Here is a 24,406-nt window from a genome sequence, read left to right on the forward strand (position 1 = left end):
CTTACGATTTCTTGATGGGCCGCGTCCAGCCGTCAATGGTTTTTTGAACAGGCCGCGAAATGGTCAGCTTGCCTGCCGGCGCATCCTTGGTCAGGGTGGTGCCGGCCCCCAGCGTGGCGCCTTGCCCCACGCGCACCGGCGCGACCAACTGGGTGTCGGAGCCGATAAAGGCATCGTCCTCGATCACGGTCAGCGATTTGTTGACGCCATCGTAATTGCACGTAATGGTCCCGGCGCCAATGTTGACGCGGGCGCCGATCCGGGCATCGCCGATATACGCCAGATGATTGGCCTTGGAACCTTGGCCCAGCACGCTTTTCTTGATTTCCACGAAGTTGCCGACGTGCGCCTGGGCGCCGATCTGGGCGCCGGGGCGCAAACGCGCGTACGGCCCGATGTGCGCTTCGTCGGCCACCTGGGCCTCTTGAACATGGCTGAACGCCTCGATGCGCGTACCCGCGCCGATCACGGCGTCTTTAATGACGCAATGGGGACCGACGCGCACACCATCGGCCAGTTCGACCCGGCCCTCGAACACGCAGCCCACGTCAATAAAGACATCGCGGCCGCAAACCAGCGCGCCGCGCAGGTCGAAACGGGCGGGATCGGCCAGCGTCACGCCCGCCTCGAGCAGGCGCCGCGCCTGCTCGCCCTGCCAGTTGCGCTCTAGCTGCGCCTGCTGTATACGGCTGTTGACGCCCAGGGTTTCCCAGGCGGCGGCAGGGTGCGCGGCATAAACCGGCAGGCCGTCCGCCACCGACAGGCCCACCACGTCGGTCAGATAGTATTCGCCCTGGGCATTGTTGTTGTCGATGCGCGAGAGCCAGTCTTTTAGACGGCCTGTAGGCGCGACCAATATGCCGGTATTGACTTCGTTGATGGCTTGTTCCGCCGCTGTGGCATCCTTGTGCTCCACAATGCGCACGACTTCGTTCCGGTCATTGCGCACGATGCGGCCGTAGCCGGACGGATCGTCCAGTTTTTCAGTGAGCACCGCCATGCCGCCGGCGCGCGCGTCGATCAAGCGCCGCAGCGTGTCGGACTGCACCAGCGGCACATCGCCATACAGGACCAGGGTGGCGTCGTCCGCTTTGCCGCTTTCCTGCAGTAAGGGCGCCGCCTGCTGTACGGCATGCCCGGTCCCCTGCTGTGGACTTTGCAAGGCAAATTCGATGTCCGGCTGGTCGGCAAAGGCCTGCTTGACGCGCTCGGCGCCGTGCCCCACCACCACCACGATACGATTGGGATCCAGCGCACGCGCATTGTCGAGTACGTGCGCCAACATAGGTTTGCCCGCCAGCGGATGCAGCACCTTGGGCAGATCGGACTGCATGCGTTTGCCAAGGCCAGCGGCCAGAATAACAATGTTCAGCATGAAAAGACTTATTAAATATGGCTAAGGAATCAGAATACCCGGAATCACGGAATTGCACACGGACCTAGCTGCCTTGGCCGGCGGCCCCCGGCGTGCGTTTGCGCGCCGGCGTCTTCCTGGCCGTTTTCTTGGCGGGCCGGGACGCCGTCGCCGTGCGCGCGGCCTTCTTGGCCGGCTTGCGCGGGGGCTGCCGGCCCAGGGTAGAGTCCGACGAGGCTTGCGCCGATTGCTGTGCCGCCGCCGCGGCGGCGGCCCGGGCGGTTTCCGCGCTTTGCAGGGTGGCAGCCGTCGCGGACGCCAGGTTGTCAAACTGTTGCTGGAGCATGTCCCACCAGCCCTGCGCAGCGGCGGCATTGACACCCTGCGCCGCAGCCGCCTGATCCTGGGGCGTTTCCGGCTCGGGAGCCGGTTCGGGCGCCCCGCGCGAGGCATCGGGCTTGATGCCCAGCACGACTTCGAGCGGCGACGGCCCCGCCGGCGCCGTGCCGCCCGCAGCCGATGCGGTACTGCTCATGAATGATTTCAGCGTGGAAATCGTTGCCCGCTGTACTTCCAGCCCCTGTATGGTGCTGGACAGCATGGACAAGTTCATGCGCAGCCAGTTTTCGACGGCGCGCAGATCGCTGATGCGCCGATCCAGGTCGTCGATGCTCATGGGGGTCGCGACGGCCGAATGATCCAGGCCGCCCGCGTTGGCCAGGCCCTGCCAGGCCTGGCGCATCATTTCCATGCTGGCCATCAGGGGATTGTTGGCCAAGCCGCCGCTTTGTCCGAACCCGGGCAACACAAAAGGGTTGTGAGGTTGAGTGGCCATGGTGGGCTCCTTGAGCGCTGCCGGTAAGCGCTGTCGGTTAAAGAAAGGGGCGTGCCGCCGGCTGCGGTCGCCGCGCCCTGTACACGGTTAGCTTAAACTGAAGCATCGGCGCCGTCTAATCAAGAATGGAGGACGGATGCCCTTAAGGCGTTTGCATCGCCGGCACTACAGGATCAGGCCTTGCTCTATCCGTTTTTGCAGGCCATCCAGTACGACCAGCTCGGCTTCGCGCGTGAACTCGCCCGCCTCGACCAACTCGCGGAGTTCGTCCATGCCGACCAGCCGGATCTCGCTGACCTCGCCGTCCAGGTTCTTGGGTTGCACCGATTCAGCCAGTACGCAGTCGCTGACCAGCACATCCTCGACCTGATAGCCCTCTGGCAGACGACGGTGCATGCGCAAGATAATGCGCAGCGCTGAACGGCTTTCTATGTCGGCCGCCTGGAGCCCGGCCTCCTCGTTGCTTTCCCGCAACAATGAATTCTCCAGGCTTTCGCCGGCAGCGACCAGCCCGCCGACCAAGGTGTCCCACAGCCCGGGGTCCGTCGATTTGCTGGACGCGCGGCGCGCAATCCAGAGCCGGCCATCGGGGGACCAGGCGTTCAGATGCACCGCCTTCGTCAACAGACCCAAGGGCCGGACCGCGGCGCGTTCGATGGCGCCCAGCCGGCGGCCTTCACCGACCACATCCAGCAGCTCGTCGCGCCAGCCACGCAGGCAGCCGGTATCCTTGAGCGACACCGCAAGCCGCGCCAATACGGCGTTAAGCGGTAGACGCTGGCTTGGCGCCGAAGTAATGTGCACGGCTTCGTCTTCAATATGCACGCCGGGCAGCCCCTGCAGGTGTCCGGTGGCCTTGGCGGTAATCCAGCCCGCGACCCGGCCCGCTACGGTCAAGGGCCGGGAGCCGCTAGGCGGCAACTGCTGAATTCGTTTGATCAGTTGTCGATGGCGCGCCTGAAGGGCGGGCGCCAACGCGCGGGCGTGTGCATCTTTCATGCAATAATTGTAGTGTAAGCCTGCCTGCCCATGCGCTGTTTTTAACAGCCGCCAAGCTGATGACAACGCAGTGCCAGCCCACGGTCAGCTCTAGTTCGCTATAATTCTGCGGTCTTTAAGTAAATTCGAGCAGGTAGTTCACGGCTTTAACATTTTAAGCCTGCCGTCCAATAATTGTGTGCTCATTCGGCGTCATTCCGATCATATTGTTTGATCAGAATCAACGTTTGGCTAGGGCGCGTCGTATTTCGAGGTCAGCATGAAGAAGTTGAGAGGGTTACTGGGCACTGGCGCATTGCTCATGGCGGGCATTGCCAGTGCGCAGATCAAGGATATGCCCGGAGGCCCCAGGGTTAATCAGCTCAACCTCCACGAGGGGGTGACGCAAATACAGCAGGAAATTGTATGGATTCACTGGATGATGCTCATCATCTGTGCCATCATTTTCGTGGGCGTGTTTGGGGCAATGTTTTACTCCATCTTCATGCACCGCAAATCGCGCGGCGCCGTCCCCGCCAAGTTCCACGAACACGTCGGCGTCGAAATCGCCTGGACCGTGATCCCCTTCCTGATCGTCATCGGCATGGCCCTGCCCGCCACGCGCACGGTGGTCGCCATGAAAGACACCTCCAGCGCCGACCTGACCGTCAAGGTCACGGGCTTCCAATGGAAATGGGGCTATGAATACATCGACGGCCCCGCGCAAGGCGTCAAATTCCTGTCCAACCTGACCACGCCCCGCGCGCAGATCGAAGGCACCGAGCCCCGCAGCGACACCTACCTGATGGAAGTCGACAACGAGCTGGTCGTGCCTGTCGACAAGAAAGTGCGGATCGTCCTGACTTCCAACGACGTGATCCACTCGTGGATGATTCCCGAATTCGGCGTCAAGCAAGACGCCATGCCCGGCTTCCTGCGCGACACCTGGTTCCGCGCCGAGAAAGTCGGCGTCTACCGCGGCCAATGCGCCGAGCTCTGTGGTAAAGATCACGCCTTCATGCCTATTGTGGTCAATGTGGTCTCGCAAGAAGACTACGACAACTGGGCGGGCGAGCAAAAGAAGGCGCTGGCCTCGGCGGCCGACGACCCCAACAAAGAATGGACCCAGGACGAGCTGATCGCTCGCGGCAACACCGTATACACCGCCAACTGCGTAGCCTGTCACCAGGCCAACGGCAAGGGCCTGCCAGGCACCTTCCCCGCGCTTGACGGCGACGAAAAATACGTGCTCGGCCCCATGAAAGATCAAATCCTCACCGTGCTGAACGGTCATCCGGGAACCGCCATGGCGGCTTTCCGCGACCAGTTGAACGACGTTGAAATCGCCGCGGTCATCACCTACACCCGCAATGCCTGGGGCAATGCGGGCAAGGGCAAGGACCCCGTTGTTCAACCCGCTGATGTCAAAGCCTTGCGCTAAACCGTTAGCGCGTGTAAAACAAATTTGAATGTTTCTTACCGGGTTGCCGCAAGGCGGCGGCCCGGCTAAGCAGGAAGGAGTCCACCATGAGCAGTGTTGCTGCCGATCACGTCCCAGCCGGTCACGGCCACGACGACCACGACCACAAACCGCACGGCTGGCGCCGTTGGCTGTTTGCCACCAACCACAAAGATATCGGTACGATGTACCTGATCTTTTCGTTCTGCATGCTGCTGGAAGGCGGCGTGCTGGCCTTGCTGCTGCGCACCGAGCTGTTTTCCCCCGGCCTGCAGTTCTTCCAGCCTGAACTGTTCAACCAGTTCACCACCATGCATGGCCTGATCATGATTTTCGGCGCCATCATGCCGGCCTTCGTGGGCTTTGCCAACTGGATGATCCCGCTGCAGATCGGCGCATCCGACATGGCCTTTGCCCGCATGAACAACTTCAGCTTCTGGCTGCTGCCCATCGGCGCCATCCTGTTCACGGTCTCCTTCTTCGTGCCGGGCGGCGCCAACGCCGCCGGCTGGACCATGTACGCGCCGCTGTCGCTGCAAATGGGCCCGGGCATGGACTTCAACATCTTCGCCGTGCACATCCTGGGCGCATCGTCCATCATGGGCGCCATCAACATCATTGTCACGGTGCTGAACATGCGCGCGCCGGGCATGACCCTGATGAAAATGCCGCTGTTCTGCTGGACCTGGCTGATCACTGCCTACCTGCTCATCGCCATCATGCCGGTACTGGCCGCCGCGGTCACCATGCTCCTGACGGACCGCCACTTCGGCACCTCTTTCTTCAACGCAGCCGCAGGCGGCGACCCCGTCCTGTATCAGCACGTGTTCTGGTTCTTCGGCCACCCCGAAGTCTATGTCATGATCCTGCCGGCTTTCGGTATTGTGTCGGCCGTCGTGCCCGCCTTTTCCCGCAAGCAGCTGTTTGGCTACGCCTCCATGGTGTACGCCACCGCGGCCATCGCGATCCTGTCCTTCCTGGTTTGGGCGCACCACATGTTCGCCACGGGCATGCCGGTGACTGGCCAGCTGTACTTCATGTACGCCACCATGCTCATCTCCATTCCCACGGGCGTCAAGGTCTTCAACTGGGTCGCCACCATGTGGCGCGGGTCCATGACCTTCGAAACACCCATGCTGTTCGCCATCGGCTTTATCTTCGTGTTCACCATCGGCGGCTTTACCGGCCTGATCCTGGCGGTGGCGCCCATCGATATCGCCGTCCACGACACCTACTACGTGATCGCCCACTTCCACTACGTGATGGTTGCGGGTTCGCTCTTCGGCATGTATTCGGGCGCCTACTACTGGCTGCCCAAATGGACGGGCCGCATGTATAGCGAAAAGCTGGGGAAATGGCACTTCTGGACCAGCATGATCTCGTTCAACATCACATTCTTCCCCATGCACTTCCTGGGGCTGGCCGGCATGCCGCGCCGCTACGCTGATTACCCTGCGCAATTCACCGATTTCAACGAAATCGCCACCATCGGCGCCTTCTTCTTCGGCTTTTCGCAACTGATCTTCCTGTTCCTGGCCCTCAGGGCCTGGAACGGCCGTGGCGAACCCGCCCCCGCCAAGCCTTGGGAAGGCGCTACCGGCCTGGAATGGTCCGTGCCTTCGCCCGCGCCTTTCCATACCTTTGTAACGCCTCCCGTTGTCAAGTAAGGCCACGCACATGACACCCGAACAACGCCGGAAGAACCGCAACACGGCCATCGCGCTGGTGATCCTCGTGATCGCAGTCATGGTGTGGGCCTTCTGGCGCGGCGGGTCCCTGGGCGGATGAAGCCATGACCGACGACATCAAAGAACTCTCTCGCCGCAAGCTGAACTTCTTTCAGACGCTCAAAGCAGTGGCCTGGGGGTTTTTCGGGGTGCGCAAGGGCAGGGGCTACACTGAAGACATCGGCAGCCTCAATCCGGTTCACTTGATCATTGCCGGCGTCATCGCCGCTATTGTTTTTGTAGTGGGACTGATAATGGCTGCCCGTTGGTTCATTGGCTATTTGACGATCTAATAATATTTTTATTCAATAATTCGCAGGAGAACACCATGAGTGCAAGTCACTTGGCTCAGGGCAAAGAGGCACCTTACTACTACGTGCCCGCCGAATCAGTCCACCCGGTACGCGCCAGCATGTCATTGCTCTTTGCGCTGCTGGGCGCCGCGCTGTGGATCAACAACTACACCGTCGGCTTCTGGCTTTTCATTGTCGGCATACTCAGCCTGTTCGTGGTGCTGTATGGCTGGTTTGGCGATGCCATTCGCGAATCCGAAAGCGGCATCAACAGCCAGCGGGTCGATCACTCCTACCGCTGGAGCATGGCCTGGTTCATTTTCTCGGAAGTCATGTTCTTCGCCGCGTTCTTCGGCTCGCTCTGGTATGCCCGCGAAGTCACCACGCCCTGGCTCAGCAACCTTGACCACCAGAACCTGCTGTGGCCCAACTTTTCGGGCACCTGGCCCAATCTGGGACCTGCGGGCGTAGTACCCGAGTTCAAGACGGTAGGCCCCTTCTGGCTGCCCACCATCAACACGGCGCTGCTGCTTACCTCGGGCCTGACCCTGACCATTTCGCACCACGCGCTGCGCGCCAGCCATCGCGGCAAAGCCATCTTCTGGCTGGCTGCCACCGTGATCCTGGGCTTCACCTTCGTGGCCTGTCAGGCTTACGAGTATCACCACGCCTACCAGGACCTGAACCTGCGCTTTGACTCGGGCGCCTATGGTGCGCTGTTTTACATGCTGACGGGTTTCCACGGCTTCCACGTCATTCTGGGCGCCACGTTCCTGACCGTTATCCTGTTCCGCCTGATCAGGGGCCACTTCAGCGCCGATCATCACTTCGGTTTCGAGGGCGCCGCCTGGTACTGGCACTTTGTCGACGTCGTTTGGCTGGGCCTGTACTTGTTCGTATACTGGTTCTAGGCGATCGGGGCCGCAAGACAAAGGCTGGCCCTGGCCAGCCTTTTTTTCTGCCCTTGCGCCGTCCCAAGGCAGAAAGCCCCCCTTTGGGGTGGCGCAAGCAGGCACCGCCTGCACAATGCAGGGCTTGTTCCCTGATCTGAAAATGGAATTACCGGGCAGCGATGCCGGTGCTTTCTATCCAGCCCATGTGGTGTGCGAACAGCACAAACAGAAACAGGGCGATCGACAGGCCTATACGCACTGTCAGCGCATTGACCGTACGATTGGTCCCGCCTTTGTCACGCATTAGGTATACCAGCGCAGAAGCCAGGCTTCCTATAATCCCCAGGAACGCCAGGATCACGATGTAACGCATTATTTGGCCTCCGATTAAACCTGAATTATTGCAGACATGGCTCGTCCACACACGATTTATCGCAGTTTGTCCGCCCTGCTCTTGCTGGGCATAGTGGCCGTGGTGTGTGTTTCGCTGGGCAACTGGCAGTTGGACCGCGCCGCCCAGCGCATCGCCATCAAGCAAGATATTCAGGCGGGGCGCAGTACCGCGCCCTTGCAGCTCAGCGCCGGCACACCGCCCAGCGCCTTCACGGCATGGCGCCCTGCCAGCGCGCAAGGCGTATGGCGGCACGACCTGACGGTGCTGCTGGAGAATCGCAATTACCAAGGCCGGCCGGGTTACTGGGTGGCTACCCCCCTGATGCTGGACGGCAAGGCCGATACCGCCGTACTGGTACTGCGCGGATGGCTGCCCCGGCCCGCATCGATAGAGCAGGCCCTGCCGGCGATTCCCGCCCCCGATGGCAAGCAGACCATCGCCGGCGAACTGCTGGCGCGGGTGCCCAGGCTGTTCGAACTCAGCAGCGCCACGCAGTTGCCGTCCACCTTGCCCGATCCCGCGCAAGGGCCTCCCCGGGTGCAGAATCTGGACCTGGACGCCTATGCGGCGGCAACTGGCTTAAAATTCATGCCGATGGTCCTGGCGCAAACTGCGGATGCGATCCAGGAAAATGGCGAAACCGAAACGGGAGCCCAGTTGCTGCGCGAGTGGCCCGAACCCTCCCTGGATGCCGACAAGAACAAAGGCTATGCCCTGCAATGGTTTGGATTTGCCGCCATTGCGGCCATTGCCTGGCTGGTCATTGCCTGGCGTACTGTGCGCCGGCGCGGCAAACCCAACTCTTTTTAAGGAATTCTCGTGGTAAGCAACTCCCCCGTCACGCCTGCTCAAGCTCGCCGCAGGTCGGTCTGGCCGCTCTACCTGATCGTGATCATGTGTTTGGCGCCCGTGGTCTTCGCTTTGTTGGCCTACTATGTACCCGCGCTGGGGCTGCGCCCCACCGACCATACCAACTATGGCGCCTTGATACAGCCGCAACGTCCTGTGCCCGACGCCGGCGCATTGCCGCTGACCACCCTGGACGGCCAGCCCTTCGAGCTGTCCAGCCTGCATGGAAAATGGATACTGGTCACCGCGGACAGCGGCGCCTGCCCGGAATCGTGCGTCAAGAAACTGTTCATCCTGCGCAACTCGCACGCCAGCCAGGGTAAAAATGTAGAGCGCTTGACCCGCGTGTGGTTCCTGACCGACGACGCCCCCATTCCCGACCAGGTCATGGACGCCTACAAAGGCACCAATATGCTGCGGGCCGACCCCGAAAAACTGGCTGCCTTCCTGGCGCCGCAGGCCAGTGCCGCCGAACGCGAAGCGGCGCTCAAGGCGCCCATGTGGATCATCGACCCGCTGGGCAACCTGATGATGCAGTTTCCGGCCGATGCCGATCCGATCTCGGTGCGTGACGATCTCAGCAAGCTGATCCGCAATTCACGCATAGGCTAATGACCGGAAGGACGATGACATGAGCACGCACACCGCTGACCCTCAACGCGCAGAAGCCGCCGAAGGCACGCCCGGCGCCGGCCTGCGCAAGGCGACGGAGCGGCTGGTTTCACGCTATCGGAAACTGGTCTTTGTAACCTGGTTCCTGACGCTGGACCTGATCATGTTCGGCGCTTTCGTACGGCTGACTGACTCGGGGCTCGGCTGCCCGGACTGGCCGGGCTGCTACGGCAAAATCACGCCGATCGGAGCCAGCAGCCACATCGAGCAAGCACTGCAGGCCATGCCTTACGGCGCGGTCAGCTTCTCGAAAGCCTGGATCGAGATGATCCACCGCTACGTCGGCTCGCTGTTGGGCATGATGATCATCGGCATCGTCTATCTGGCCTGGCGGTATCGGCGCGAGCTGGGCCACACCCCCCGCCTGGCCGTCGTCACGCTGGTGGCTGTCTGTGTGCAAGGCGCGTTCGGGGCCTGGACGGTCACGCACCAGCTCATGCCCATCGTGGTGACGTCCCACCTGCTGGGCGGCATGATCCTGCTGGCCCTCATGACTTGGCTGGCCGCCCGCGAAAAAACGCATGTGCCCGTGCACGGGTCCGCGCGGCGCTGGCTGCCCTGGATGGCAGGCGGCCTGGCCCTGCTCTTTGCCCAGATCGCGCTGGGCGGCTGGGTCAGCACCAATTACGCGGCGCTGGCCTGCATGGACTTTCCCACCTGCCACGGCGAATGGGTCCCGCCTATGGATTTTGAAGGCGGCTATTCGCTGATCCGCGGCCTGGGCATGCTGCCATCGGGCGAGATGATTTCACAACATGCGCTTACGGCGATTCACTGGACCCATCGCAACTTTGCTTTCCTGGTGTTTGCCTATCTGGGCGTATTGGGCTGGAAAATGCTGCGCGAGCCGGGCCTGCGCGGGCCGGCCAGATTAATGCTGGCCCTGCTGCTGGCCCAGTTGTTGACGGGCCTGACCACGATCTTCTTCCAATGGCCCCTGCTGATCGCGGTATTGCATAATGGCGGCGCGGCCGGCCTGGTCCTGGCCAGCGTCACACTCTTGCTGCGCCTTTCGCGCGCCCAACAGACTAAAATACCGGCATGACTACCGTTCCTGCTCCCACGCAAGCTCTTTTCCGGCAGTATCTGGTACTGACCAAACCCCGGGTTACCCAACTGGCCGTGTTCTGCGCCGTCATTGGCATGTTCCTGGCCAGCCCCGGCCTGCCCGACCTGGGCGTCGTCGTGGCCGCCACGGCCGGCATCTGGCTCCTGGCCGCGGCCGCATTCGCCGTGAACTGCCTGATAGAGCAGGAAATCGATGCGCGCATGCTGCGCACGGCAAGGCGCGGCACCGCCCGGGGCACCATCAGCAACATGCAGGTCATCATGTTGTCGGGCGTGCTGGGCGGCCTGGGCATGGTGGTGCTTTACCATCTGGTGAATCCGCTGACCATGTGGCTGACGTTTGCCACCTTTGTCGGCTATGCCATTATCTACACCGTCATTCTCAAGCCGCTGACCCCGCAGAATATTGTGATCGGCGGCCTGTCGGGCGCCATGCCGCCCGCGCTGGGCTGGGCCGCCGTGGCCAATTCCGTGCCGGCCGAGGGCTGGATACTCGTCCTGATCATCTTCATCTGGACCCCGCCGCATTTCTGGGCCCTGGCGCTTTACCGCAACAACGACTACGCCAAGGCGGGCTTGCCCATGCTGCCGGTGACCCATGGCAAGCAGTTCACGCGCCTGCATATACTGCTGTACAGCTTTGTACTGTTTGCCGCGACCCTGCTGCCCTTCATCGTACGCATGAGCGGCCTGTTCTACCTGATATCCGCCATTGTGCTCAGCGGCATGTTCATCATGTATGCCTGGCGCTTGTACAAAGCTTACTCCGACGAACTATCGCGCAAACTGTTCCGTTTTTCCATTTTGTACCTGGCGCTGCTGTTCGGGGCCCTGCTGATCGACCACTGGGTCAGGCTCATTTGATCTCTTTTTCCGGAAGTCTTATGTCTGTGTTTTCAAACAAGCGCCGCACCTTGCTCACCGCCGCCATGGCGGCGGGATTCGCATCCGCGTTAAGCGCATGCGGCAAGGAAGACATTGCGTTCATTGGGTCCGACATCACCGGCACCAAGCTGGGCCGCGAGATGGCCATGGTGGACGGCACCGGCCAGGTCCGCACGCTGGCCGACTACAAAGGCAAGGTCGCCGTCGTGTTCTTCGGCTTTACCCAATGCCCCGACGTCTGCCCCACCGCCATGGCCGAGCTGTCCGAGACCATGGAACTGCTGGGCGAAGACGCCGGCAAGGTCCAGGTGCTGATGATCAGCGTCGACCCGGCGCGCGATACGCCCGAAGTCCTGTCCGCCTACGTAACCGCCTTTCACCCCAGCTTTGTGGGCCTGACCGGCTCGCCCGAGCAACTGAGCGCCACCGCCAAGTCATTCAAGGCGTATTACGCCAAATCCCCCGGCGCCACGCCGGAGCAGTACTCCATGGACCATGCCTCGTCCTTTTACCTGATCGACCCCAAAGGCGAAGCACGGGTGCTGGTCAGCGGCAATGCGTCCGCCCAGGACATCGCCAGCGACATCCGTCAATTGCTATAGGGCGTCGCGGGGCGCCGGTGCATCAGGGCCGGGTTTGTCCGACGCATCCGTGTCGCCTTGGGCATCGGCATCCGTGGACGCGCGCCGCGACAGATCGGGCAAGGGCTCGTGCTGGCGCTGGCCCGACTCGAATTCCTGCCAGACCTCCAGGGCGCGCAAGCGCTGCCTGGCCACCGTTTCGACTTTTTCCCTCAGGACCGGGTCGCGATCCAGCAAGGTATCAAAGTCACCCTCTAGCAGCATGAGCAAGCGGCTGTAGCCCAGCGACGTTGCCTTGGCTTCGAATTCGGCGCCGGCCAGCAAGGCCATCTCGCCAAAGATTTCACCCGTGCCCAACTCTACGGTGGTCCCATCCGGCAAGTCCAGGGTGACCGCCCCCGACGCCACAATATACATGGCCCGGCTGCGGCCGATCTGCATGCGAATATGCTGGCCGGGCACGGCCAGGCGCGGCTTCAACAGCTTGCCGATGGATTTGAGCGCTTCCGGCGACAAGCCCCCGAACAGCGGTATGCGGCCGACCAGGTCGCTCGCGCTCATGGCGATATCCAGCGCAGGATGCTTCTGCACGTGCTCCCAACGCAGGTCTATCTGCTTGACCAGATCCGAATACATTTCGCCCGTAATCAGAAACTGCGACAGCATATCGCGATAGCGCAAGCGCTCCAGCGCACGGGCCATGCGCCCCAGATAGGCTTCCTGGAGCCATTGGGCAAAGACGGGATACTGCAGGCTCATGGCCTGCAGGGCGCTTTCCAGCAGGACCAGGCGGTGCTTGTGCGCTTCGATGATGATGCCGGTGGCCTCCGGCCCCAGCAAGGGCTGGATCTCTTTTTCAGCAAAACGGATCAGTTGCTGCGCCACCGAGCGCTTGCACATCAGATTGGTGAATCGCTTGGCCAGCTCACGCCTGAGCCACTCCTGGAAGCCGAACAGATAGTGCAGGCGCAACGCCAGGCGGAAGTTCGACGAATAGCGCAAGTCGGCGGCAATGGCCGCCTCGAAGCCCTGCAGGCCGCCGGCGCGCACCGCATCGCTCAGCCGCTCGGCCCGGGCCAGCAGCGATTCGGCCGTGCGCCAGTCAACCACCTGCGCCTTCAGCGTATCGAAAAACAGTTCTTCTTCGCGGGCCGCGACCACCGCCAGGCCCATGGATACTTTCTGATCCAGCGACAATTGCGCCAGCTCGCCGCCATCCACACTGGCCAGGGTCGCATCGAACACCGATTGCACCCGGTCCCGGGCATCTTGGCCGATATGCTCATATTCGGCAATTTCCTGGGTCTTTTCCCGCAGGTCCTCCAGCGCCACCACCACCGCCTGGTTGCGCAAGGTTCGCTCGAAAGGCGAAAGCTGGTTAAGCCCCAACCGGCCTATCAGCTTTCTAAGGCTGACACCATTGATGAACAAGGTCATCAACACAAAGCCCGTGGTGGCCACCGCAATGAACTGCCGCGCCTCATAGGGCACATTGTGCTGCTCGGTGACCGCCAGCGCCAGCGCCAGCGATACCGCGCCACGCAGCCCGCCCCACCACATGACAATACGGTAGGCCGGGCTGACCTTGGTGCCGAAGCGCGTCAGGCCCAGCAGCGGCAACACGCCAAATACCATCAATGCCCGCGCCAGCAGCGTCACGGCAAACACCAGCAGCACCAGCAGGACCTGGGTCCAGGTGATGTCGGCCATCATGCGCGGGATCAGCATGGCTGCAAACACGAAGATAAGGGAGTTGGCCCAGAAGCCAAACTGCGACCACGAACTGGACAATTGCTCGAATGTGGCGGGCGACATGCGGGTGCGGCCGGTTGAACCGACGACCAGGCCGGCAATGACCGTGGCCACCACCCCCGATACCCCCAGATAATGCTCGGAGATATAGAAAGTCAGGTAGGCCAGCGCGACCGTCAGGGTGATTTCGGCAGTGGGCCAGCCCCGCAGCCAGATGAACAGGCCGCTGGCCAGGCGGCCCATCAGGAAACCAGCCAAACCGCCCCCGATAAAGCTGAATACAAAGCTGTAGAACACCTTGCCGGTGGACAAAGTGCCGCCCCCATACATGACGGTCAGCAACACCGAGTACAAGGCAATGGACGCCGCATCATTGAACAGCGACTCGCCTTCGACCAGCGTGGTCAGGCGCTTGGGCGCGCCCACTTCGCGAAACACGCCCACCACGGCAATCGGGTCGGTGGTCGCCACGATCGCGCCCAGCATCAGGCAAACCACCAGGCCATAGCCCGATACCGCGCTGATGGAAAAGCCCACGGCAAGCGTGCAGACCACCACCGCCACAATCGCCATCATCAGGATAGGCCCGATATCGTCCAGCAAGCGCCGCACGTTCATGGACAGGGCCGTCTCGAAAAGCAGAATGGGCAAGAAGACGAACAAGAAGGTTTCCGATGAAACCTCGAAGTTCTGCAGCGAATCCAGGAAGTCGGACATGACCAGAGGCGCCCAGCCATGGACATGGATGATCAAGCCCAGCACAAAGCCCACAATGGCCAGCAACACTGAGTAGGGCAGATGCAAGCGGCCCGCGACCGGCGGCATGAAGGACACCAGGGCCAGCAAGCCGGCCAGGCCAAAAACCAGGTGTCCTATCTGCATTGTTGTGTTCCTTGCCCGTGTCTACCGACGGAAACCCAAGGATATCGCTTTTTTTCAGCCGTTTCGTGTTCGGGCGAAAGTTTTTTTCGGCCCCGCATCGCATGGACAGGCGGCAGGCAGCCGCCCTATGCAGAAACAGTCAGCCGAAGCTCAGTGCCGCGGCGGGCGCCGGGCGGCCAAGCAGGAAGCCCTGCAGCAGATCGCAGCCTTGCTCGGCCAGGAAGTCCTGCTGCGCGTCTGTTTCAACGCCCTCGGCGGTGACGGTCAGCCCCAGCGTCTTGCCCAGGCCGATAATGGCCGAGACAATGGCGGCGTCTTCCTGGCCGCCTTGCAGGTTGTTCACGAAATCGCGGTCGATCTTCAGTTCACTGGCCGGCAGGCGTTTCAGATAGACCAGGCTGGAGTAGCCCGTCCCGAAGTCGTCGATCGAAATCATGACCCCCAGCGCGCGCAATTGCTGCAGCATACGCAAGCTGTGCTCGACATCCTGCATGGCCATGGATTCGGTGATTTCCAGGGTCAGATACTGGGGCGGCAGCGCATGCCGGGCCAGGCACGCACTGATATCATCGACCAGGCGGGTGCTGCAGAACTGCAGGGCGGACAGATTGACGGACATCTGGATCAGCTTGCCCTGCCGGTGCCATTCGGCCAACTGGCGGCAGGCTTCGTCCAGTATCCACAGGCCCAGCTCGATGATCAGGCCGGAACGCTCGGCCAAGGGGATGAAGACATCCGGCCCGATGAGGCCCTGGGTGGGATGCGCCCAGCGGACCAGGGCTTCCACACCGACCAGTTTCTTGTCCGCCGCGTTGTATTTGGGCTGGTACAGCAGATAGAACTCGTTGCGCCCCAGACCCGGAGCCAGCGCCTGTAACAACTGCAGTTGGCTCTGGGCCAGCACGTTCATGGCGGGCTCGAAGAAACAATAGTCGTTACGGCCCTGTTCCTTGGCGTGGTACATGGCCGCGTCGGCATTGGATACCAGGGAATCGAAGTCGGCGCCGTCTTCCGGGTACAGGGCAATGCCCAGACTGGTGGAGATGCGCAGGTCCTGCCCATCGATCCGGACCGGCTGACGGATCAGTTCAATCAGGCGCCGGGCAACGGCCTCGGCGTCTTCGCGGGTTTCAATGTGAATCAGGAGGACGAACTCATCGCCGCCCAGGCGCGCAACGGTATCCGCATGGCGCTGGGCGGTACACAAGCGGCGCGCCACTTCGATGAGCAGCAGGTCGCCCATATGGTGGCCGAAAGCATCGTTGACGGCCTTGAAACCGTCCAGGTCCATGAAGATCACGGCGAACCGGGCGCGCGGCCCGATCGCCTGGGCCAAGCGGTCGCGAAGCAGCAGCCGGTTGGGCAGTTTGGTCAGCGAATCGTGCAGGGCCAAGTGAGTCAGCTCGCGATTGGCGTGCGCCAGCGATTTGGCCAGCACCGCTGTGCGCGACTCCAGGCGCTGGTCCAGCACGGATATGATCAAGGCAATGGCCAGGACGCCCAGCGAGCCAAGGACGATCAGGCTTGCCAGCCATTCGGTCTGCAGCCCATCTTGCGCCGCGCCGCAAATGCTGCCGACAGGAAAGCGGGCGGCAGCCATGCCGATATAGTGCATGCCGACAATGCTTGCACCGATCAGCAGGGCAGCCGCCAGGCGCAACCAGCGGGCGTGGCGCTGCGTGGAACGCAGGATGTGAATGATATACAGCCCGACACCCGATGCCACGACGGCGACAGTGACCGACAGGGCCAGGAGCCAAGGGTTGTAATCGATACCCGGCTGCATCTGCATCGAGGCCATGCCGGTATAGTGCATGCTCGCGATGCCGCCGCCCATCACCAGGGCGCCGGTCGCCAGCAGGTGCATCGGGAGCCGGGAGCGCGCGGTCAGCCAGAGCGCAAAAGCCGAAGCGGCGACCGCAATAAACCATGACAGCAATGTAATGGCCGGGTCGTAGCCCATAGGCATGGGCAGACTGAAAGCCAGCATGCCCACGAAATGCATGGACCAGACACCCGTGCCCATGGCGCAGGCGCCTCCGGCCAGCCACCAGCGCGAGACACGATCGCGCGTCGAGGCAATGCGCCGCGCCATATCGATGGCGGTATAGGCCGCCACGACGGCCACGACAATCGACATGGCCACCAGAGCGGGGGCGTAAGTGCCTTGCATCATGAGAAGGGTATGTGTTTGGGAAGGGATAAAACGTTAACGACAGGCTTGCCCATTTATTAAGGGGCCGGGCTTGCAATGATTCCATCGCCGCCCTGTTGCGCGCCCCGCATGAGCGAAGCCCGCTGCATTATACTGATCCTGCGGCGCTACCCCTTCCCCCCATCACAGGACGCACACCCATGCCAGAACTGTCCAACCTGCTTGCATTTGGCCTGATTTCACTGGGCATGGTCCTCACGCCCGGCCCGAACATGATCTATCTTATTTCGCGGTCGATCTGCCAGGGCCGCGCTGCCGGGCTCATTTCCCTGGGCGGCGTGGCAATGGGCTTCGTCTTTTATATGCTTTGCGCGGCATTGGGCATTACCGCGCTCGTCCTGGCGGTTCCCTATGCATATGACGCATTACGCATCGGAGGCGCGCTCTATTTGCTGTACTTGGCATGGCAGGCGGTCAAGCCGGGCGGCCACTCGCCGTTCCATGTGCGCGAATTGCCCAAGGACAGCCCGCGCAAGCTATTCACCATGGGGTTTGTCACCAATCTGCTGAACCCCAAGATTGCCATCATGTACTTGTCGCTGCTACCCCAGTTCATCAGCCCCGCGGATCAAGCAAGCATACTCACGCAATCCCTGGTACTGGGCTTTACCCAAATTATGATCAGCATGAGCGTCAATGCCCTGATTGCCATCATGGCCGGCTCGATCGCGGTCTTTCTTGCCGGCCGGCCCGTGTGGCAGGTCGTGCAGCGCTGGCTCATGGGCACCGTCCTGGCCGGCCTGGCCGTGCGCATGGCTATGGAAGGACGGCGCTGAACGAAAAAATGGGACACCTGGAGGTGTCCCATAAAACATCCGCTTCAAAAGGGAGGGGAAGAGGAGAAGCCGAAGCGGATGATGAACGATGCCTCGCGCATCGTGATGCAAACACATCGCTCATAGGAAGTTAGTCAGGCCAACTGCGAATAAGTTCTGCTTCCGCCGACTTAAGGTGTAAAAAATTATATCTATGCGCTAATCCGCCAGCGCCGTACGCAGCTTCTTGAATGCCGCGGCTTCAATCTGCCTTACCCGCTCGGCCGATATGCCATATTCGGCGGCCAGCTCGTGCAAGGTTGCCCCGCCGTCATCCTGCAGCCAGCGGGCCTGCACAATATGACGCGAACGCGCATCCAGCCCGTCCAGGGCATCGGCCAGGCCGGCACCCTGCAAGGCATCGTAGGCGCGCCGTTCGAGCACGCGCGAGGGCTCTTGCTGCCCCTCGTCCGACAAGTAGGTGATAGGCGCGTAATGGTCTTCGTCGTCGTTGGGACTTTCCAGCGCCAATTCACGCCCGGACATGCGGACTTCCATTTCGGAGACGTCTTCGGGACGCACATTCAGTTCGCGCGCGATCTCGTTGACCTGCTCGGTGTCCAGTGTTTGCCCATCGGGGCGCATGCGGCGCAAATTGAAGAACAGCTTGCGTTGCGCTTTGGTGGTGGCCACCTTGACCAGGCGCCAGTTGCGCACAATATATTCGTGGATTTCAGCCTTGATCCAATGCACGGCAAACGACACCAGGCGTACGCCGCGATCAGGGTCGAAACGTTTTACCGCCTTCATGAGGCCAACATTGCCTTCCTGAATAAGGTCGGCATGCGCCAGCCCATAGCCCAAGTACTGGCGCGCAATGGAAACGACCAGGCGCAAATGCGAGGTGATCAGTTGGCGCGCGGCATCAAGGTCGGAGTCGTCGCGCAGGCGCTTGCCCAAATTCGTTTCTTCCTCTTGCGTGAGCATGGGCAGACGATTGACAGCGCTGATATAGGCTTCGATCGTGCCTAAAGCACCCGGATTCGAGATCGCCATGGCCAATTGATTGTTGGACAGGGCTAAAGATTGCGAACGATGAGTCATCAGACGAGGGATCCCCCTGAAAAAAGCGATGTTTATCATTATATTAGCACTCTGGATGGCTGAGTGCTAATACAAGAACATTTTGACACATGATATATCTGTAAGAGCCGTTTTTTGATGAAAAGTTCATGTCCAAAGCGCATTTTGGCTGTTTTTTTGGGCGAAAACCGTGTCATGTCAAAACCAGGCACGCCGCTGCCATAGCGACCGATCCGGGCGCTTCAGTGCGCAATAATGGCCCGCAGCATGTCGACCAGCCGGTCGGCGTGGTCGGCGTCGAGTTTGGACAACACGCGCCGCTGGTGCGCCAGCGCCTGCTCGCACAACCCACTGATCAGCTTCGCGCCTTTCGGTGTGATCGTCACCATGGTCTGGCGCCGGTCGCTGCGTGCCGTCTGCAGGCTGATATACCCCTGCGAGGCCAAGCCGGGCAGCACTTTGCTGAGCGTGGGCTGCTTGGTGACGGCCAGTTCAGCCAGCCTGCCGACGGTTTCGCCTTCGCCATCGATCAGGCTGCCCAGCACCCGCCACTCGGTGACTGTCAGGCCCGCTTTCCTGACCTCCACATGGAATTCCGCCGAAATTCGATGGCTCGCCTGCGCCAGCACCGACGCCAGGTAACGATGCACAAAACGAGTCGACCCATCAGCTTGCATGACAACATTCCTATATGCGGACAGAACCAGGCGCCCCGTGCGCCCTGGCGTATGCAAGTTTAATAGTAGCCTGCAAATGCCTGTTTCCGTACGTCGGACGCACCAATTTAATGGTAAGTACTTATACACAAGCACCTGTTCTGTATATTAAATTTTGCCTATACATGAATTTTCATGATTTTTATTGACGCGCTGTCGCTTGAAGCCTAAAGTATCTGGGACAAGCAAAAGAACAGACACAACATTGCGTCGTCCCGGAGGCAACATGGCAGAGCGTTCATTCAAGAAAGAGGTACAGCAGCTGCGTATCGGCGAAGGCCAGGAATTCCGGGGCGAAGGCATACTGGCCGTCACCAAGGGTTTGCTGCAATCGGGCGTGGGCTATGTGGCGGGCTATCAGGGCTCGCCCATCTCGCACCTGATGGACGTGCTGGCCGATGCGCAAGAGATCCTGGATGAACTGGGCGTGCATTTCGAGGCCAGCGCTTCGGAAGCCACCGCCGCGGCCACCTTGGCGGCGTCCGTCATGTACCCGATACGCGGCGCCGTCACCTGGAAATCCACCGTGGGGACCAACGTCGCCTCGGATGCGCTGGCCAACCTGGCGTCAGGCGGGGTCACGGGCGGCGCCCTGGTCATCGTGGGCGAAGACTACGGCGAAGGCTCTTCCATCATGCAAGAGCGCACCCATGCCTTTGCCATGAAATCGCAAATCTGGCTGCTTGACCCCCGGCCCAATCTGGAAAGCATGGTCAAGGCGGTGGAAGACGGCTTCCAGCTGTCTGAAGCCAGCAACACGCCGGTGATCCTGCAACTGCGCATACGCGGCTGCCATGTACACGGGCGCTTCACCGCCAAAGACAATCGGCGCCCCGCCATGACGCTGAGCCAGGCCATGGACCAGCCGGTGCGCGACACCAACCGCATTGTGCTGCCGCCCGCCTCGTTTCAGCACGAGCACGAGAAAATCAATGCCCGCTGGCCGGCCGCCGTCAGCTTCATCAAGCAGCACGGCTTGAACGAACATTTCCAGGGCGATCACGATGACCTGGGCCTGATCCTGCAAGGCGGACTCTACAACGGCGTGATCCGCGCCCTGCAATTGCTGGGGCTGGCCGACAGCTTCGGCAACAGCCGGATTCCGCTGTATGTCATGAACGTCACCTACCCGGTCATCGACGACGAGATCACCGCATTCTGCCGCGGCAAGAAAGCCGTCCTGCTGTTCGAAGAGGGGCAGCCCGACTATATAGAACAAAGCCTGCACACCATCCTGCGCAAGGCCGGCATCGCCACCCTGCTGTCGGGCAAAGGCTTCCTGCCCATGGCGGGCGAATATACGACCGCCGTGATGCGCGACGGCCTGCAAGGCTTCCTGGCCGAGCACAAGCCCGAGCTGCTGCCTACCCTGCCCGATACGCCCCTACCGGCCATGGACGTCCGGCAGGCCGCGCGGCCGCAGCCCAAGGACCAGCCCATCACCTTTCATCCCACAGTCAAGCCCGCGCATCAAGCTGCGCTGGCGCAAGCCGTGCCCGCCCGGCCCGCCGGCTTCTGTACCGGCTGCCCCGAGCGGCCGGTGTTTTCGGCCCTGACCCTGGCGCAGAAGAAGCTGGGCGAGCACCACATTGCCTGCGATATCGGCTGCCACCTGTTTTCCATTTTGCCGCCCTTCAACCTGGGCGCCACGACCATGGGCTACGGCCTGGGCGCATCCAGCGCCGCCGCCTTCAACGTGCCGTCATCCAAACGGGCCATTTCCATCATGGGCGACGGCGGATTCTGGCATAACGGCCTGGCTTCGGGCCTGGGCAATGCCGTCTTCAACAAGTACGACGGCGTCATCATCATTATCGACAACTATTATTCAGCGGCCACGGGCGGGCAGGACATTCTGTCGTCACGAGCCCGCAACGCCAACCGGTCCACCAACAACCCCATCGAAAAAGCGGTGCGCGGCGTGGGGGTCAAGTGGCTGCGCACCCTGGACCGTACCTACGATGTCGCCAAAGTGCAGGCCACCATCGAAGAAGCCCTGACGACGCCCGCCAAGGGCCCCAAGGTCATTATTGCCCAATCGGAATGCATGCTGAACAAGCAGCGCCGGGTCAAGCCGCTGTTCAACAAGGCCGTCAAAAGCGGCAAGCGGGCAGTGAAGGAACGCTTCGGCGTGGACCCCGATGTCTGTACCGGCGACCACGCCTGTATGCGGCTGTCGGGCTGCCCGTCGCTGACCATCAAGGACAGCGGCGACCCGCTGAAGGAAGATCCGGTCGCCCACGTGGACAACAGTTGCGTGGGCTGCGGCAATTGCGGCGAAGTCGCCCACGCCGCCGTCCTGTGCCCATCGTTCTACCGGGCCGATATCGTGCACAACCCCAGCCGGTGGGACACCTTCAAGGCCGGCATGCGTCAGCGCGTGATCGGCTACCTGCAATCGCGCCGCAGCACGCAGCTGAACCGCTATTCCCTGTAGGCTGCCATGACGACACCCATTGCATTCCATGCGGGCACACCCATCAAGATCGCCATTCTGGCCATGGGCGGGCAGGGCGGCGGCGTTCTGGCCGACTGGATCGTCGACATGGCCGAACACGCTCAGTGGTGGGCCCAGACCACGTCGGTTCCGGGCGTGGCCCAGCGTACCGGCGCCACCATCTACTACCTGGAATTGCTGCCCGAAAGCGCCGTGCAGGCCGCCGGCCAGGCCCCGGCCCTGGCCATGATGCCCACCCCCGGCGATGTCGATATTGTGATTGCGGCCGAACTGATGGAGGGCGGCCGCGCCATACAGCGCGGGTTGGTCACGCCGGCACGCACCACGCTGATCTCGTCTTCGCACCGCAGCTATGCCGTCTCTGAAAAGTCCGCGCATGGCAACGGTATCGCCGATCCCAATACCGTGCTGGAGGCAGGCCGGGAGGCCGCCAGGCGGTTTTACTGCTTCGACCTGCAGGCGCTGGCCGACGAGGCGGGCAGTGTCATCAGCGCCAGCCTGTTCGGCGCGCTGGCGGGCAGCGGCGCACTGCCTTTTGCGCGCAACGATTATGAAGCCACCATACAGCGCGCAGGCGTGGGCGTGGCCGCCAGCCTGAAGGCGTTCGGCCTGGGCTTTGACGCTGCCGCGCAGGCGCCCCGGACACCGCCTTTCATCGACACCGCCAGGCCGGTGGACAGCATTCCCGAAAAAGCCAGCCATCCAAAAGTGCAAGGGCTTCTGGACGACATCCGCCAGAACTTCCCCGCGCAGGCACAGCCCCTGCTGGTGGCCGGCCTGCGCCGCGCGCTGGAATTCCAGGACCTGCGCTATGCCCACGAGTACCTGGACCACATGCACGACGTCCGCGCGCTGGATGCGCAATTTGGCGGCGCTCCGAAAGACTGGGCGCTGACGACGGCGGCGGCGCGCTACGTGGCGGTCGCCATGGCCTACGACGACGTCATCCGTGTCGCCGACCTGAAAACACGGGCTGCCCGCTTCGAGCGGGTACGCAAGGAAGTGCGCGCCGCGCCCGGCCAATTGGTCTACACCACCGAGTACATGCATCCGCGCCTGGACGAAATATGCGGCACCCTGCCGGCGGGACTGGGCCGCGCCATCGAGCGTTCGCCACGGCTCAGCCGCTTTCTGAGCCGTTATTTCCGCAAAGGGCGTTTTTTGCGCAGCGGCACCCTGAGCGGCTTCCTGATGCTGTACACCCTGGCCGGCATGCGCCGTTTCCGCCGGCGCACCCTAAGGCACCAGATCGAGGCCAGGAGCCTGGCGCAATGGCTCAAGCTCATGTCCGACACCGTCCATCATGATTACGACCTGGCGGTCGAGGTCGTGAACTGCCGGCGCCTGGTCAAAGGCTATAGCGATACGCACGAGCGGGGCAACAGCAAGTACCAGCGGCTCAGCCTGGCGGCCAGCCAGTTGCTGGGCCAACCCAATGCGGCCGCCCGCTTGCATGCGCTGCGCGAGGCGGCCCTGGCCGACGACCAGGGCGACAAGCTCGACAGCCTGATGGCGCAGACCGTCAGCGCCCCTGGCTGACCCCCCAATCACGTAAACGAGACCTGCCGTGGCCAAACTGACCCTGACCGTAAGCGACACGCGTGTTGAAACACCGATGATCCGCAGCATCACCCTGACGGCCGCCGACGGCGGCACGCTTCCGCCTTTTGCCGCGGGCGCCCATCTTAAAATCAGGATTCCAGGCCAGTCCGAGCCGCGCTGCTATTCACTGGTGTGCCTGGACGGCGACGAGGCCGCATTCAATACGCCCAGCGCCTATCGCCTGGGCGTGCGCCTGGAAGATCCCAGCACCGGCGGCTCGCAGTTCATGCACGGCTTGCAGGCCGGCGACACGCTGGAGGTAGAAGGCCCTAAGAATGACTTCCCGCTGCACGATATCCACGCCAACGAACAAACCGTCGTCCTGATCGCCGGGGGCATCGGCATTACCCCCATCGCCTCCATGGCCGCCGCCCTGAAGCGCGCGGGCCGTCCTTTCATCCTGCACTATTACGGACGCAGCCGTGAACAAATGGGGTTTCTGCAGACCCTGGCCGAATGCCACGGCGATGCCTTGCATGTCCATGCCGACGATGATGCCGGCACGCAGTTGCCCCTGCCCGATCTGCTGGACCAGATCAATCAGAAGCAGCATGTGTATGTGTGTGGACCCAAGGGGCTGATCGATGCGGTGATCGAGCAGTCGCGCAACAAGTCCTGGCCGAATGCCCATCTGCATTTCGAACTGTTTGCCAACGCCGCCCCGCAATTCGGCGACCGGGCTTTCGAGGTGGAACTCAGGCAGTCGGGCAAAGTGCTTCAGGTGCCCGCCGACAAAACCATACTGGACGTTCTGGAAGAGGCCGGCTGCGACCCGCTGTACGACTGCCGGCGCGGCGAATGCGGCGTCTGCCAGGCCACTGTGCTGGAAGGCACGCCCGACCACCGCGACTACTACCTTTCCGATGCGGAACGCGATGCCGGCGACGTCATCCAGATCTGCATTTCCCGCAGCCATTCCGACCGGCTGGTTCTGGATCTTTGATTGACAGGAGGC

21 protein-coding genes are annotated in these 24,406 nt (G+C 61.9%); 13 read left to right on the forward strand and 8 right to left on the reverse strand.

Translation table 11 applies throughout. The annotated features are described in order from the left end of the window. Position 1 precedes the first annotated feature (1 nt). From glmU to RE432_RS03625, 3 genes are all read right to left on the reverse strand, one after another. Positions 2-1,375, reverse strand: coding sequence for a bifunctional UDP-N-acetylglucosamine diphosphorylase/glucosamine-1-phosphate N-acetyltransferase GlmU (glmU, locus tag RE432_RS03615; RefSeq protein WP_310931845.1), 1,374 nt, complete (start codon positions 1,373-1,375; stop codon positions 2-4). A gap of 64 nt (positions 1,376-1,439) precedes the next feature. Then, entirely contained in the window at positions 1,440-2,189 is a 750-nt protein-coding gene (locus RE432_RS03620; RefSeq protein ID WP_310931846.1) for a PhaM family polyhydroxyalkanoate granule multifunctional regulatory protein, read from the reverse strand. 165 nt (positions 2,190-2,354) lie between these two features. Continuing rightward, the gene (locus RE432_RS03625) at positions 2,355-3,188 is read right to left on the reverse strand and encodes a DUF4743 domain-containing protein (RefSeq protein WP_310931847.1); all 834 of its coding nucleotides are present in this window, start codon (positions 3,186-3,188) and stop codon (positions 2,355-2,357) included. A gap of 334 nt (positions 3,189-3,522) precedes the next feature. Between RE432_RS03625 and coxB the strand changes: the two genes are divergently transcribed. The 4 genes from coxB to RE432_RS03645 all read left to right on the forward strand — a co-directional run bounded on the left by coxB (position 3,523) and on the right by RE432_RS03645 (position 7,557). Next, positions 3,523-4,608 (forward strand): cytochrome c oxidase subunit II, encoded by a 1,086-nt coding sequence (gene coxB, locus RE432_RS03630; RefSeq protein WP_409079806.1) that lies wholly within the window; start codon positions 3,523-3,525, stop codon positions 4,606-4,608. Positions 4,609-4,694: 86 nt separating this feature from the next. Then, a complete protein-coding gene (gene ctaD, locus RE432_RS03635; protein ID WP_310931849.1) occupies positions 4,695-6,293 on the forward strand; it encodes a cytochrome c oxidase subunit I in 1,599 nt (532 codons plus the stop codon). A gap of 125 nt (positions 6,294-6,418) precedes the next feature. Beyond that, entirely contained in the window at positions 6,419-6,646 is a 228-nt protein-coding gene (locus RE432_RS03640; RefSeq protein WP_310931850.1) for a DUF2970 domain-containing protein, read from the forward strand. 35 nt (positions 6,647-6,681) lie between these two features. After that, positions 6,682-7,557, forward strand: a complete 876-nt coding sequence (locus RE432_RS03645; RefSeq protein WP_310931851.1) for a cytochrome c oxidase subunit 3 — start codon at positions 6,682-6,684, stop codon at positions 7,555-7,557. 148 nt (positions 7,558-7,705) lie between these two features. Here the strand turns inward: RE432_RS03645 and RE432_RS03650 are convergent, their stop codons facing one another. Next, a complete protein-coding gene (locus RE432_RS03650; protein WP_130038048.1) occupies positions 7,706-7,912 on the reverse strand; it encodes a twin transmembrane helix small protein in 207 nt (68 codons plus the stop codon). 36 nt (positions 7,913-7,948) lie between these two features. On the opposite strand from RE432_RS03650, the gene RE432_RS03655 reads away from it, so the two are divergent. From RE432_RS03655 to RE432_RS03675, 5 genes are all read left to right on the forward strand, one after another. Next, positions 7,949-8,743 (forward strand): SURF1 family protein, encoded by a 795-nt coding sequence (locus RE432_RS03655; RefSeq protein ID WP_310931852.1) that lies wholly within the window; start codon positions 7,949-7,951, stop codon positions 8,741-8,743. Positions 8,744-8,827: 84 nt separating this feature from the next. Continuing rightward, positions 8,828-9,394 carry a hypothetical protein gene (locus RE432_RS03660; RefSeq protein ID WP_310933016.1) on the forward strand — a complete coding sequence of 189 codons (567 nt, stop codon included), beginning with the start codon at positions 8,828-8,830 and terminating at the stop codon, positions 9,392-9,394. An 82-nt stretch (positions 9,395-9,476) separates the two neighbouring features. Then, positions 9,477-10,499 (forward strand): COX15/CtaA family protein, encoded by a 1,023-nt coding sequence (locus RE432_RS03665; RefSeq protein WP_310933017.1) that lies wholly within the window; start codon positions 9,477-9,479, stop codon positions 10,497-10,499. After that, positions 10,496-11,386: a heme o synthase gene (gene cyoE, locus RE432_RS03670; RefSeq protein WP_310931853.1), complete on the forward strand. Its 891-nt coding sequence runs from the start codon at positions 10,496-10,498 to the stop codon at positions 11,384-11,386. The genes RE432_RS03665 and cyoE overlap by 4 nt, the downstream gene beginning before the upstream one ends. A gap of 20 nt (positions 11,387-11,406) precedes the next feature. Further along, positions 11,407-12,009, forward strand: a complete 603-nt coding sequence (locus RE432_RS03675; protein ID WP_310931854.1) for an SCO family protein — start codon at positions 11,407-11,409, stop codon at positions 12,007-12,009. On the opposite strand, the gene RE432_RS03680 is transcribed toward RE432_RS03675, so the two are convergent. Together RE432_RS03680 and RE432_RS03685 are read right to left on the reverse strand one after the other, a co-directional pair. Continuing rightward, complete coding sequence (locus tag RE432_RS03680) at positions 12,004-14,622, reverse strand: cation:proton antiporter (RefSeq protein WP_310931855.1); 2,619 nt, start codon at positions 14,620-14,622, stop codon at positions 12,004-12,006. The two genes, RE432_RS03675 and RE432_RS03680, sit on opposite strands and share 6 nt — an antisense overlap. Before the next feature lie 139 nt (positions 14,623-14,761). After that, a complete protein-coding gene (locus RE432_RS03685) occupies positions 14,762-16,798 on the reverse strand; it encodes an EAL domain-containing protein (protein ID WP_310931856.1) in 2,037 nt (678 codons plus the stop codon). 179 nt (positions 16,799-16,977) lie between these two features. Here RE432_RS03685 and RE432_RS03690 point away from each other — a divergent pair, with 179 nt between their 5' ends. Beyond that, a complete protein-coding gene (locus RE432_RS03690) occupies positions 16,978-17,613 on the forward strand; it encodes a LysE family translocator (RefSeq protein WP_310931857.1) in 636 nt (211 codons plus the stop codon). Between the two features lie 198 nt (positions 17,614-17,811). Here the strand turns inward: RE432_RS03690 and rpoH are convergent, their stop codons facing one another. Further along, complete coding sequence (gene rpoH, locus RE432_RS03695; protein ID WP_310931858.1) at positions 17,812-18,696, reverse strand: RNA polymerase sigma factor RpoH; 885 nt, start codon at positions 18,694-18,696, stop codon at positions 17,812-17,814. A gap of 221 nt (positions 18,697-18,917) precedes the next feature. Beyond that, entirely contained in the window at positions 18,918-19,352 is a 435-nt protein-coding gene (locus RE432_RS03700; protein ID WP_310931859.1) for a MarR family transcriptional regulator, read from the reverse strand. A 265-nt stretch (positions 19,353-19,617) separates the two neighbouring features. On the opposite strand from RE432_RS03700, the gene RE432_RS03705 reads away from it, so the two are divergent. The 3 genes from RE432_RS03705 to RE432_RS03715 are packed head-to-tail and all read left to right on the forward strand — an operon-like array spanning position 19,618 to position 24,394. After that, positions 19,618-21,828, forward strand: coding sequence for an indolepyruvate ferredoxin oxidoreductase subunit alpha (locus RE432_RS03705; protein ID WP_310931860.1), 2,211 nt, complete (start codon positions 19,618-19,620; stop codon positions 21,826-21,828). A gap of 6 nt (positions 21,829-21,834) precedes the next feature. Then, positions 21,835-23,388, forward strand: coding sequence for an indolepyruvate oxidoreductase subunit beta family protein (locus tag RE432_RS03710; protein ID WP_310931861.1), 1,554 nt, complete (start codon positions 21,835-21,837; stop codon positions 23,386-23,388). A gap of 28 nt (positions 23,389-23,416) precedes the next feature. Next, positions 23,417-24,394 carry a PDR/VanB family oxidoreductase gene (locus tag RE432_RS03715; RefSeq protein WP_310931862.1) on the forward strand — a complete coding sequence of 326 codons (978 nt, stop codon included), beginning with the start codon at positions 23,417-23,419 and terminating at the stop codon, positions 24,392-24,394. Positions 24,395-24,406 lie beyond the last annotated feature (12 nt).

Origin of the sequence: Pusillimonas sp. SM2304 (genome assembly GCF_031628915.1) — a bacterium.
Lineage (GTDB): Bacteria > Pseudomonadota > Gammaproteobacteria > Burkholderiales > Burkholderiaceae_B > Pusillimonas_C.

Coding starts and splice junctions, on each gene's coding strand:
- glmU (WP_310931845.1), bottom strand. CDS start 1,375: ATGCTGAACATTGTTATTCTGGCCGCTGGCCTTGGCAAACGCATGCAG.
- RE432_RS03620 (WP_310931846.1), bottom strand. CDS start 2,189: ATGGCCACTCAACCTCACAACCCTTTTGTGTTGCCCGGGTTCGGACAA.
- RE432_RS03625 (WP_310931847.1), bottom strand. CDS start 3,188: ATGAAAGATGCACACGCCCGCGCGTTGGCGCCCGCCCTTCAGGCGCGC.
- coxB (WP_409079806.1), top strand. CDS start 3,523: ATGCCCGGAGGCCCCAGGGTTAATCAGCTCAACCTCCACGAGGGGGTG.
- ctaD (WP_310931849.1), top strand. CDS start 4,695: ATGAGCAGTGTTGCTGCCGATCACGTCCCAGCCGGTCACGGCCACGAC.
- RE432_RS03640 (WP_310931850.1), top strand. CDS start 6,419: ATGACCGACGACATCAAAGAACTCTCTCGCCGCAAGCTGAACTTCTTT.
- RE432_RS03645 (WP_310931851.1), top strand. CDS start 6,682: ATGAGTGCAAGTCACTTGGCTCAGGGCAAAGAGGCACCTTACTACTAC.
- RE432_RS03650 (WP_130038048.1), bottom strand. CDS start 7,912: ATGCGTTACATCGTGATCCTGGCGTTCCTGGGGATTATAGGAAGCCTG.
- RE432_RS03655 (WP_310931852.1), top strand. CDS start 7,949: ATGGCTCGTCCACACACGATTTATCGCAGTTTGTCCGCCCTGCTCTTG.
- RE432_RS03660 (WP_310933016.1), top strand. CDS start 8,828: ATGTGTTTGGCGCCCGTGGTCTTCGCTTTGTTGGCCTACTATGTACCC.
- cyoE (WP_310931853.1), top strand. CDS start 10,496: ATGACTACCGTTCCTGCTCCCACGCAAGCTCTTTTCCGGCAGTATCTG.
- RE432_RS03675 (WP_310931854.1), top strand. CDS start 11,407: ATGTCTGTGTTTTCAAACAAGCGCCGCACCTTGCTCACCGCCGCCATG.
- RE432_RS03680 (WP_310931855.1), bottom strand. CDS start 14,622: ATGCAGATAGGACACCTGGTTTTTGGCCTGGCCGGCTTGCTGGCCCTG.
- RE432_RS03685 (WP_310931856.1), bottom strand. CDS start 16,798: ATGATGCAAGGCACTTACGCCCCCGCTCTGGTGGCCATGTCGATTGTC.
- RE432_RS03690 (WP_310931857.1), top strand. CDS start 16,978: ATGCCAGAACTGTCCAACCTGCTTGCATTTGGCCTGATTTCACTGGGC.
- rpoH (WP_310931858.1), bottom strand. CDS start 18,696: ATGACTCATCGTTCGCAATCTTTAGCCCTGTCCAACAATCAATTGGCC.
- RE432_RS03700 (WP_310931859.1), bottom strand. CDS start 19,352: ATGCAAGCTGATGGGTCGACTCGTTTTGTGCATCGTTACCTGGCGTCG.
- RE432_RS03705 (WP_310931860.1), top strand. CDS start 19,618: ATGGCAGAGCGTTCATTCAAGAAAGAGGTACAGCAGCTGCGTATCGGC.
- RE432_RS03710 (WP_310931861.1), top strand. CDS start 21,835: ATGACGACACCCATTGCATTCCATGCGGGCACACCCATCAAGATCGCC.